The organism is Streptomyces sp. WAC05292, from assembly GCF_003949955.1.
GTDB lineage: Bacteria > Actinomycetota > Actinomycetes > Streptomycetales > Streptomycetaceae > Streptomyces > Streptomyces globosus.
This window is the reverse complement of record NZ_RPSE01000295.1, coordinates 1-7,996: the sequence shown is the minus strand read 5'-3', so window position 1 is coordinate 7,996 and position 7,996 is coordinate 1. Positions and strand designations below refer to the sequence as shown.

Genomic DNA, 7,996 nt, shown 5'->3' with positions numbered 1-7,996 from the left:
TTCCGCGGGTGGGGCGGGCGTGTCGCGCAGGCCGAGGCGGAGGTGTTCGACGTGGTAGAGCGCCTGGTCGAGGAGGTGCGCGACGTGGTCGTCGTAGAGGGAGTAGACGATCGAGCGGCCGTGCCGCTCGCCGGCGACGAGGCCGAGGTTGCGCAGCAGGCGGAGCTGGTGGGAGCAGGCGGAGGCCTCCATGCCGACGGCGTCGGCGAGGTCGCCCACGGAGCAGGGGCCCTCCTGGAGGCGGGCGAGGATGTGCAGCCGCGAGGGGGTGGCGAGGGCCTGGAGGGTGGCGGCGACGTCGGCGCTACCGACCGCGTCGAGGCGCTCGCGGGTGGTCCTGCCCTGGCTGACGGTTCCGTGGCCCATGGCACCATGATACCGACGACACTTGAAGACCTCTTCAGATGTTCTTGTATGGTGGTCGGGTCCTCCCGCCCGCCCCGAAGGGTCGTCCTGCCATGTCCTCAGGTCTGGAACAGCGCACCGCTCCGGCCGCCGCCGGAACCCGCCGCGCCGCGCCGCCCGTCCGGCGTACGCGGGTCCTCGCGCTGCCGGAGGCCCGGTGGGCGCTGGCGGCGCTGGTGCTCTTCCTGCTGGCCCTGCCCGCGTACCTGTCGGGCGGCCCGGCCTGGCTGTGGGGGCCGCTGTTCGCCGGCTGCTACGCAGCCGGCGGCTGGGAGCCCGGCAAGGAGGGCCTGAAGGCCCTGAAGGGCCGGACGCTGGACGTGGACCTGCTGATGGTCGTCGCCGCGCTCGGCGCCGCCGCGATCGGGCAGGTCCTCGACGGCGCCCTGCTGATCGTCATCTTCGCCACCTCCGGCGCCCTGGAGGCCCTTGCGACGGCGCGCACCGCGGATTCGGTGCGCGGGCTCCTCGATCTCGCCCCGCCGACCGCCGCCCGGATCCGGGCTGATGGGACGGAGGAGGAGGTCGACGCCGCGCGGCTGGAGGTCGGGGACACGATCCTGGTGCGGCCGGGAGAACGCGTCGGCGCGGACGGGCGGGTGCTGGCCGGGGAGAGCGAGGTCGACCAGGCGAGTATCACCGGCGAGCCGCTGCCGGTGGCCCGGCTGGCGGGCGACGAGGTGTTCGCGGGCACCGTCAACGGCACCGGTGCGCTGCGCGTGCGGGTGGAACGCGACCCGGCCGACTCGGTCATCGCGCGGATCGTCCGGATGGTCGAGGAGGCCTCCGCGACGAAGGCCCCCACCCAGCTGTTCATCGAGAAGGTCGAACAGCGGTACTCGGCGGGGATGGTCCTCGCGACCCTCGCCGTCTTCGCCGTCCCGCTGGCGTTCGGCGACGACCTCTCCTCCGCGCTGCTCCGGGCGATGACCTTCATGATCGTCGCTTCGCCGTGCGCGGTCGTGCTGTCCACGATGCCGCCGCTGCTGTCCGCGATCGCCAACGCCGGCCGCCACGGCGTGCTCGCCAAGTCCGCCGTCGTCATGGAGCGGCTCGGCCAGGCCGATCTCGCGGCCCTCGACAAGACGGGCACCCTCACCGAGGGCACCCCGCAGGTCACCGACGTCCGGCCGCTGCCCGGCAGCGGCCTCGACCGGGACGCCCTGCTGCTGCTCGCGGCACGCGCCGAGCACCCGAGCGAACACCCGCTGGCCCGTGCGGTGGTGGCGGCCGCCCGCGAGCGGCAGCCCGTACCGGGCGACGCCACCGGCTTCTCCTCCCTCCCCGGGCGGGGCGTGGCGGCCACGGTCGACGGACAGCGCATCGAGGTGGGCTCCCCCGCCGCGCTCCTCCGCGGCCGCCCCGGTTCCGAACCGGCCCTGGAACCGGGGCCGGACGCCATCGCCTGCGCGGGGGAGGCGGCTGCGCTGGAGGAGGCGGGGCGCACAGCGGTCGTCGTCCTGCGCCACGGCGCCCCCGTCGGGGTGCTCGGCATCGCCGACCGGCTGCGGCCCGACGCGCGGGCGACGGTGGCCGCCCTGGCCGAGCTGACCGGCCGCAGCCCGGTGCTGCTGACCGGGGACAACGAGCGCGCCGCGCGCCGCCTCGCCGCCGAGCTGGGCATCACCGACGTGCGCGCCGGGCTGCTGCCCGAGGACAAGGCCGCCGCCGTCCGGGCGTGGGAGGCGGAGGGCCTGAAGGTCCTGGTCGTCGGGGACGGCGTCAACGACGCCCCTGCGCTCGCGGCCGCCCACTGCGGGATCGCCATGGGGAAGGCGGGCTCCGACCTCGCCCTGGAGGCCGCCGACGCGGTCGTCGTCCGCGACGAACTGGCCGCCGTGCCCGCCGTAGTCGCCCTCTCCCGCACCGCCCGCCGGCTGGTCGTGCAGAACCTGGTGATCGCCGCGGCCTTCATCACCGTCCTGGCGGCCTGGGACCTGGTCGGCACGCTGCCGCTGCCGCTCGGCGTCGCCGGACACGAGGGGTCCACCCTCATCGTCGGCCTCAACGGGCTGCGCCTGCTGCGCGAAGCCGCCTGGCCGCGGCCCGCGGTGCCGTGAGCCCGCGGGCCCGCACCCGGGGCCGCCGCCGCGGCGGCCGCGCGCCGGTCAGCCGTCGCACCTGATGTGCAGGAACTCCTGGTCGCAGCTGAGCAGGAAGCCGCCGGACGGGTCGCCGCCGTGCTCGTGCAGATAGGCGGCGACGGTCTCCCGCGCGGCCGGCGAGTCGAGCGGGCCGACGACGAGTTCGCTGACTTCGAGGGCGGTGGCGAGGTCGGGGAGCCGCAGGGACGCGGGCTGGACGTGCCGCCGCGCGGTGTAGGGCCGGCCCGCCGCCGCGTCGTCGAGCACGGCGGCGGCCCCGTCCAGGACGGGGGTGCGGATGCCGAAGTGGCGGGCCATGGCCACGCAGTCGCTGCCCGGGTGCTGGAGGACGAGGACGAGTTCCCCGCCGGGCCGGACCCAGGACAGCAGGGCGGCGAGGTGGCCGCGCCATTCGGCCTCGGGGACGTAGTAGAGGACGTGCGAGCACAGCACGAGGTCGGCGGGTTCGGGCACGGCCGCGGCGGAGATCGGCACCGGCAGGACCTCCGCCGCGGGGCAGGCGGCCCGCAGTTCGCCCCGCAGGGCGGGATCGGGTTCGATGGCGACGGTCCTGCGGAAGCGGGGGGCGAGGGCGGCGGTGAAGTAGCCGGGGCCGGCCCCGGCGTCCACGAAGACGTCCCGGCGGGGCAGGGCCTCCACCACGTCGAGGAGGTGGTCCCGTTGGCGTTCCTTCTCGTCGGTGTGGGCGAGGTAGGTGCGGAAGACCTGCCGGTAGCGGGGGTGGGAGGGGTCGAGCTCCCGCCATGCGCGGTCGTCCATGTCGGGTCGTCCTTTCGCCGGGTGCCGTCGGGCGCGGTGCGGCGCGCGGTGGAGGGCTCCGGCGTGCCGCGTGCCGGGCCAGCGTAGGGCCGCGGGGCGGAGGGGAGGCGCCGCGGAGGAAGAAGGGTGCGTCAATCGGCCGTGCGGGGGCAGGCGAGCGGCATGACAGGAAACCAGCTCTCGTCACTGGCAGCCGAACCGGCCCCGCCGGGGCCGGTCTGGCTGCATCTGCTGCTGCTCGCCTTCGCGTTGGGCGTGCTCATCCACAGCCTGGCCGGGGGCCGTTGAGCCGCTCCGGCCGAGCCGCCGCATCCCGAGAACCGCCGAGAAAGGAACCGAAGCCCATGAGCGGGAACATCTGGGTCTACCGCCTCACCGTCGGCCGCCTGGAGGGCGTCGACCTGACGGGGTACAAGGTCGAGGCCGTCGACGGCGGCATCGGCAAGGTCGACAAGCACTCGGACGAGGCCGACGCCTCCTGGATCGTCGTCGACACCGGGCCCTGGATCTTCGGCCGGCAGGTGCTGCTGCCCGCCGGGACGATCACCCGCATCGACGCCGCGGAGCGGAAGATCTACGTCGACCGGACCAGGGAGCAGGTCAAGGACGCGCCGGAGTTCGTGCGGGAGAAGCACCTGGGCAGCGCCGACCACCACCGGGAGGTCGGCGGCTACTGGGGCGACGCGCCGCTGGGCCGCTTCTGACGGCGCCCGGTCGGCCCCGCCCCGGCCGCGGGCCGCGCAGCGAGGCCGACCGGGTGACGTTCGGTCCCGGGTGGCCGAGCACCGCCCGGCGTTTCGGCCGCACGACCCGCGCGGGTCGGGGAGGGTGGGGAGCCGCAGGCGGCTCGCAGTGGGCCGCCGTCCGCCGGGAGTGTGAACCATGCGCCGATCTGGTCCCGTCGTCCTCGCCGCCGCCGCACTGACCGGGGCGCTCGCCGTGCCCGCCGCCGCGGCGGACCCGGCGCCGATCACCTCGCCGTACGTGCAGGCCGCGGCCGACGTGAGCCCCTCCGGGGTGCTGCGGCGGGCGAAGAACATCGACTGGGTGCGGCACATCGACCGCGGCCGTTACTGCGTCAACGTGGGAGACCAGGTGAACCTGGCGTTCAGCATCGTCCAGGTCGAGCTGCCCAACTCCAACCGCCGCAGCTTCAGCACCGCGCCGAACGCGGTCTGCGGCACGAACTCCGTGACGGTGTACACGTACGACCTGAACGGCAGCTACGTCGACAACGCCTTCACGGTCGCCGTCCTGTAGCCGCGGGCGTACGTCCGCCGGGCACGCCGGCGGCGCGCGGCCGCGACCGGACCCCCGTCCCGGTCGCGGCCCCGCGGTCGTCCCCCATCCTCCTCCGGGCCGCGCGGCCGGCCCAGGGGCACCGCCCGCCACCATGGGGACCCGGCACGCCATCGCGGGGACCGCAGGCGCCGCGAGAGGGGCATCCCCCGCCGGACTCCCGCGAGCGGCTTGCGCCGGGAGCTGTCCTATGCTCACGCCCTGTGGTTTCGCATGCGCACCAGGGGACGACGTCCTCCGCCCTCACCCGGCTCAGTGTCAACGCCGCTTCCCTGCTCGGCGTCCCCCGGGCCGATTACGGCCACCTGCTCGGTGCGGCGGCGGAGCACCTCGACGACGACCTGTGCCGGATGCCCACGGCCACGAGCAACCGCATCGCGGAACTGGCGACGGCTCACGTGCCGTGGACGGAGCTGTCCCTGCTGCTGACGCGGCAGTCGGCCATCGGAACGTTCGGCGTGTGGGACTACCTGATCACCTCGGCGCCCACCCCGCTCGAAGGCATCCGGGACGCCGCCGCCCACCTGGCCCTCGTCGCCGACACCGGCACGGACACCCTGCGCGTCACCGAGGACGGCGGGCAGGTGACCATCAGCCACGTGAACCGCGCCGACCTGGCCCACGAGGCGGCCTGCGCGGTCCGCGGCTACGCCCTGGGCCTGTGCCGGCAGCGCCTGAGCGAGGCCGCACGGCGGCGGCTCGTCCCGGTCCGCGTGGCCGTGGCGGCCGAGGCGCCCCGCCGGCACGACGCCCTCGCCGGGCTGTACGGCACTCGCGCCATCGACTTCGAGACCCCGGTCAGCTCGGTCACCTTCCTTGCCTCCGACCTCATGGCGCCGACCCCCCACGCCCAACCCGGCCTTTCCGCGGTGCTCCGCCGGCACGCCGAGCAGACCCTCGCCACCGCGATCCCCCTGCACGACTGGTTGGACCTGTTCCGCACGGCGCTGGCCTCCGCGAACGACGGCAGCGGCCCGTCGCTCGCCGGGGTGGCGCGGCGGATGGCCGTCAGCACCCGCACCCTCCAGCGGCGCCTCGACGAGCACGGCACCACCTGGAACGGTGAACTGGACAGGCTGCGCCGGGACCTGGTCACCCGGCTGCTCGACACCACCGACCTCGGCATGGACGCGATCGCCTCCCGCAGCGGGTACGCCGATGCCCGCGCCCTGCGCCGCGCGGTCCGGCGCTGGTACGGCACCACACCGGCGGCCCTGCGCAGCGCGGCCCGCGGGTGACCGGGCGGCATCCGGGGAGACGGCTCCGGCCGCCCGGGAGACCGGGCGGCCGGATCGTGCTGACGCGCGGGGAGGGTCAGCCGGCGAGGAGCGTGAGGGTGTCGATCACGCGGTTCGAGAAACCCCACTCGTTGTCGTACCAGGCGACCACCTTGACGTGGCGGCCGTCGACGCGGGTGAGCGCCGAGTCGAAGATCGAGGAGGCGGGGTTGCCGACGATGTCGGCGGAGACCAGCGGGTCCTCGGAGTACTCCAGCACGCCGGCGAGGGGGCCCTCGGCGGCGGCGCGGTACGCCGCCAGGACGTCCTCGCGGGTCACCTCGCGCGACACGGTGGTGTTCAGCTCCACGATCGAGCCGACCGGGACCGGGACGCGGATCGAGTCGCCGGACAGCTTGCCGTCGAGGTTCGGCAGGACGAGGCCGATCGCCTTGGCGGCGCCCGTCGTGGTGGGCACGATGTTGACGCCGGCGGCGCGGGCGCGGCGGGGGTCGCGGTGGGGGCCGTCCTGCAGGTTCTGCTCCTGCGTGTAGGCGTGCACCGTCGTCATGAAGCCGTGCTCGATCCCGGCGAGGTCGTCGAGGACGGAGGCGAGCGGCGCGAGCGCGTTCGTGGTGCAGGAGGCGTTCGAGACGATCGTGTGCACGGCCGGGTCGTAGGCGGAGGTGTTCACGCCGTAGGCGAGGGTGACGTCCGCGCCATCCGACGGCGCGCTGACGAGGACCTTCTTCGCGCCGGCCTTGATGTGGGCGGCGGCCGCGGCGGCGGACGTGAAGCGGCCGGTCGCCTCCAGCACGATGTCGACGCCGAGCTCCGCCCAGGGAAGCTGCTCCGGCTCGCGTTCGGCCAGGACCTTGATGCGGCGGCCGTCGACGACCAGGACGTCGCCCTCGACGGTGACCGGGCGGCCCAGGCGGCCGGCGGTGGAGTCGAACGCGAGCAGCCGCGCGAGGGTGGCCGGCTCGGAGAGGTCGTTGACGGCGACGACCTCGAGGTCGGTGTTGCGTTCGAGCAGCGCGCGCAGCACGTTGCGTCCGATGCGGCCGAACCCGTTGATGGCGATGCGAGTCATGAGCGGTGTCCCCTTCTCTGTTCGGCACCAGATTCGCCCGCGGCGCCCGGGCGGGGACAGTGGCGTGATCGCCACGGTTCAAAAGGATCTCGCCAGCCGGGCAGGGCCCGTCATTTCCCGCTATTCGCCGCGGGTGAAGGTGCGCCGGTACTCGGTGGGGGTCGTGCCGAGGATCCGCTGGAAGTGCAGCCGCAGGTTGGCGCCGGTGCCGAGGCCGACGTCGGCGGCGATCTGCTCGACGCTGCGCTCCGAGCGTTCGAGCAGCTCGCGCGCCCTGTCGATACGGGCCCGCATGATCCACTGCATGGGCGTGTAGCCGGTGTCGTCGGCGAAGCGCCGCGAGAACGTCCGGGAGGAGACCGCCGCGTGCTCGGCGAGGGCCTCCAGGGTCAGCGGCTCGGCCAGCCGGCGCAGCGCCCACTCGCGGGTGGCGGCGAACCGCTCCCCGAGGGGTTCGGGCACGCTGCGCGGCAGGTACTGCGCCTGTCCTCCGCTGCGGTACGGGGCCGCGACCAGGCGGCGGGCCGCATGGTTGGACGCGGCGACGCCGAGGTCGCCGCGCAGGATGTGCAGGCACAGGTCGATGCCCGAGGCGGCGCCCGCGGAGGTGAGCACGCTGCCCTCGTCGACGAACAGGACGTTCTCGTCGAGCCGGATCCGCGGATGCTTCGCGGCGAGCGCCCGCGCGTAGTGCCAGTGCGTGGTGGCTCGCTTGCCGTCGAGGAGGCCCGTCGCGGCCAGGGCGAAGGCGCCCGTGGAGATGGCGGCGAGCCGGGCGCCCCGCTCGTGGGCGGCGGTCAGCGCAGCGAGGACGCCCTGCGGAGGGTCGTCCCGGTCGGGGAAGCGGTAGCCGGGGACGAAGACGATGTCGGCCCACGCGAGCGCGTCCAGCCCGTGGTTCACGTGGTACGACAGCCCGTCGCCGCCCGCGACGAGGCCGGGGGCCGCACCGCACACCCGCACCTCGTACGGCATGCTCGCCCGGGTGGTGAAGACCTGGGCGGGGATGCCGACGTCGAGCGGTTTCGCTCCTTCGAGGACGAGGACGGCGACGCGGTTCAGACGGGAGGACGACACCCGTCCGAGGGTACGCGCCGACACGGCGGGCGCGGCGGGGC

At 74.9% G+C, this 7,996-nt stretch carries 9 protein-coding genes; 5 read left to right on the top strand and 4 right to left on the bottom strand.

Annotated features, from left to right (window positions below):
* Window positions 1-366, bottom strand: a 366-nt coding sequence (locus EF903_RS24340) for a metalloregulator ArsR/SmtB family transcription factor (RefSeq protein WP_148142563.1), incomplete at its 3' end; no start/stop codon positions are given.
* A gap of 92 nt (window positions 367-458) precedes the next feature.
* Here EF903_RS24340 and EF903_RS24335 point away from each other — a divergent pair.
* The gene (locus tag EF903_RS24335) at window positions 459-2,465 is read left to right on the top strand and encodes a heavy metal translocating P-type ATPase (RefSeq protein WP_125546563.1); all 2,007 of its coding nucleotides are present in this window, start codon (window positions 459-461) and stop codon (window positions 2,463-2,465) included.
* Window positions 2,466-2,513: 48 nt separating this feature from the next.
* On the opposite strand, the gene EF903_RS24330 is transcribed toward EF903_RS24335, so the two are convergent.
* Window positions 2,514-3,269, bottom strand: a complete 756-nt coding sequence (locus EF903_RS24330) for a bifunctional 2-polyprenyl-6-hydroxyphenol methylase/3-demethylubiquinol 3-O-methyltransferase UbiG (protein ID WP_125546561.1) — start codon at window positions 3,267-3,269, stop codon at window positions 2,514-2,516.
* 162 nt (window positions 3,270-3,431) lie between these two features.
* Between EF903_RS24330 and EF903_RS35440 the strand changes: the two genes are divergently transcribed.
* From EF903_RS35440 to EF903_RS24310, 4 genes are all read left to right on the top strand, one after another.
* Window positions 3,432-3,557: a hypothetical protein gene (locus EF903_RS35440; RefSeq protein ID WP_260615855.1), complete on the top strand. Its 126-nt coding sequence runs from the start codon at window positions 3,432-3,434 to the stop codon at window positions 3,555-3,557.
* Between the two features lie 56 nt (window positions 3,558-3,613).
* A complete protein-coding gene (locus EF903_RS24325; protein ID WP_125546559.1) occupies window positions 3,614-3,973 on the top strand; it encodes a PRC-barrel domain containing protein in 360 nt (119 codons plus the stop codon).
* A gap of 178 nt (window positions 3,974-4,151) precedes the next feature.
* Window positions 4,152-4,529 (top strand): hypothetical protein, encoded by a 378-nt coding sequence (locus tag EF903_RS24320; RefSeq protein WP_125546557.1) that lies wholly within the window; start codon window positions 4,152-4,154, stop codon window positions 4,527-4,529.
* Between the two features lie 242 nt (window positions 4,530-4,771).
* Window positions 4,772-5,806 carry a helix-turn-helix domain-containing protein gene (locus tag EF903_RS24310; RefSeq protein ID WP_125546553.1) on the top strand — a complete coding sequence of 345 codons (1,035 nt, stop codon included), beginning with the start codon at window positions 4,772-4,774 and terminating at the stop codon, window positions 5,804-5,806.
* Between the two features lie 76 nt (window positions 5,807-5,882).
* Here EF903_RS24310 and gap read toward each other — a convergent pair whose 3' ends face one another.
* Entirely contained in the window at window positions 5,883-6,878 is a 996-nt protein-coding gene (gene gap / locus EF903_RS24305) for a type I glyceraldehyde-3-phosphate dehydrogenase (protein WP_125546551.1), read from the bottom strand.
* 120 nt (window positions 6,879-6,998) lie between these two features.
* Window positions 6,999-7,955, bottom strand: coding sequence for a GlxA family transcriptional regulator (locus EF903_RS24300; RefSeq protein ID WP_125546549.1), 957 nt, complete (start codon window positions 7,953-7,955; stop codon window positions 6,999-7,001).
* Window positions 7,956-7,996: the final 41 nt, after the last annotated feature.

Bases quoted from the DNA above. Each gene is read 5' to 3' on its own strand.
- EF903_RS24335 (WP_125546563.1), top strand. From the start codon at position 459: ATGTCCTCAGGTCTGGAACAGCGCACCGCTCCGGCCGCCGCCGGAACC.
- EF903_RS24330 (WP_125546561.1), bottom strand. From the start codon at position 3,269: ATGGACGACCGCGCATGGCGGGAGCTCGACCCCTCCCACCCCCGCTAC.
- EF903_RS35440 (WP_260615855.1), top strand. From the start codon at position 3,432: ATGACAGGAAACCAGCTCTCGTCACTGGCAGCCGAACCGGCCCCGCCG.
- EF903_RS24325 (WP_125546559.1), top strand. From the start codon at position 3,614: ATGAGCGGGAACATCTGGGTCTACCGCCTCACCGTCGGCCGCCTGGAG.
- EF903_RS24320 (WP_125546557.1), top strand. From the start codon at position 4,152: ATGCGCCGATCTGGTCCCGTCGTCCTCGCCGCCGCCGCACTGACCGGG.
- gap (WP_125546551.1), bottom strand. From the start codon at position 6,878: ATGACTCGCATCGCCATCAACGGGTTCGGCCGCATCGGACGCAACGTG.